This window comes from Streptomyces sp. NPDC087787 (assembly GCF_044743035.1).
In the GTDB taxonomy this organism is placed as follows: Bacteria; Actinomycetota; Actinomycetes; order Streptomycetales; family Streptomycetaceae; genus Streptomyces.
In genome coordinates this window covers 1-1,610 of the sequence record NZ_JBIUVQ010000042.1, presented here as the reverse complement: position 1 = coordinate 1,610, position 1,610 = coordinate 1, and the positions used below count along the sequence as shown (strand labels likewise).

At 66.9% G+C, this 1,610-nt stretch carries 2 protein-coding genes; both read left to right on the top strand.

The window, feature by feature from the left end:
• Window positions 1–365: 365 nt before the first annotated feature.
• Window positions 366–611 (top strand): helix-turn-helix domain-containing protein, encoded by a 246-nt coding sequence (locus ACIOWN_RS33860; RefSeq protein ID WP_401984359.1) that lies wholly within the window; start codon window positions 366–368, stop codon window positions 609–611.
• On the top strand, window positions 608–814 hold the full coding sequence (locus ACIOWN_RS33855; RefSeq protein WP_401984357.1) for a hypothetical protein: 207 nt from the start codon (window positions 608–610) through the stop codon (window positions 812–814). Before ACIOWN_RS33860 ends, ACIOWN_RS33855 begins: the two co-directional genes overlap by 4 nt.
• Window positions 815–1,610 lie beyond the last annotated feature (796 nt).

The following is a 1,610-nucleotide window of genomic DNA, read 5'->3' as shown; positions in this document are numbered from 1 at the left end:
AAGGAGCGGTGTAGGGTGCTGAGACAGAAAGACCGAACCCCCGGAGTGAATGAAGCTCACTCCGGGGGCCCGGTGCGCAACACCCGTGTGGTAGCGAGTCTGACGCCGGGGAGACTCTTGCCGATTACTGCGACCCAGCGTCACCCTCGGGTGATGCAAAACAGAGACTAGCACGCCTCCGCAGCATCGACATTTGTTGCCCCATCCGTCTTCAGACATTCGCCACACCCGGACGGTTGCGCTCCGGCCGGAGAAAATATCGGCGGTACCGGTAAATACCGGGATCGTTAATACCTCCGGCGGTCGACAAACCCGCAGGTCACAGACCTGTGGCCGAAATAGCGTCGACAGGCGGAGAAAATAGCGTGACGGAGCAGACCACCCCACCGGCAGGCGTACCCCGTTTCCTCACCGTTCTGGAGGTCGCAACCGCCCTCCGGCTCTCGCGACAGACCGTTTACCGCATGATCGCTCTGGGTGAAATCGACGTCGTACGCACCGGCATCCACGGCGGCACCATCCGCATCCCGGAGTCCGCCCTCGCCGCGCACATAGAGACCTCCTCGGCGCCGGCCCCCGTCATCCCCGGCCAGATGGAAATCAGCGCGTGACGACCCCTCAGCAGGGTTGGGACCGCGCTGACTTCCGGTGCGGCCGTTGTGGTGAGCACATCGTCGCCACCACAGAGGACGAGTACGTCGTCAAGGTGATCGCACACCGGACCGCACACGAGCTGCTGGACGCCTCCACTCCCGAGCTGCGCGCGAAGCTGCTCGGCCTCGCGCTCTCCGACGTGGAGGCCGCACTGAAGTAGCCCGGGCCCGGGTGAGCCCTGATCACCCGTCATCTGTCCCCCCTTCGAGGGGACATCGGGCCGGCCCCTAGGTGGGCCGGTTGGACGAGAGCGGGTAGCACCGCAGCGCGAGAGCACGTGGAGGCTCGCGCCGCGGCGGCCCCGTGGAGTCGGCCCCTGGAAGTCGGCCTAGGCCGGGCGGAAGGGGGAGAGCGTGACGGCCAGGCCCGCGGGCCCGCCCACACCGCAGCTACCGGATGCCCCACAAGGGCCACGCCGTACCGGGGGACACCCCGGCAGGTAGACGCCGGATTAGGTTCCCGTGCGCCCGCTCAGGCGGGTGAAATTGGCGAAGGAGACTGGCGAGTCCCGAAAGTGCCGGCCTCACGGGAAGCAGACGGAGTGTGTCGCGTCGCGTGTTCGAAGCACGCGGCGGGGGTGGAGTTTTGGGAGACGTGTACGCAGAACCGACCCTCACAGAGAAAATGGGCGTGGCTCGGCCACGAAGTGGCTGAGGGAAGCACACGCGCGCCGACGTAGTCGGCTGCGGGTCCGCTGTGGCGGACTGGTGGCACCGCGCGTCACTGAGGGGGATACGGATGGGGTCACGGTGAGTCGGAGGGCCGCGGGACGCGGACCGGGAGACCGCGGAGCGGTCGAGACGTAGCGCGGGACGCGCTAATAGCAAACGCGTGAGCGTTTGTCAATCACGCGCTGCGAAGCAGCAGGCGGGAGCCACCACGTCGCGGAGGGGAGGAGGCCGAGTTGTACTTGAGCATCCCGACGGTCAAGGCCCATGTCTCCCATCCTGACCAAG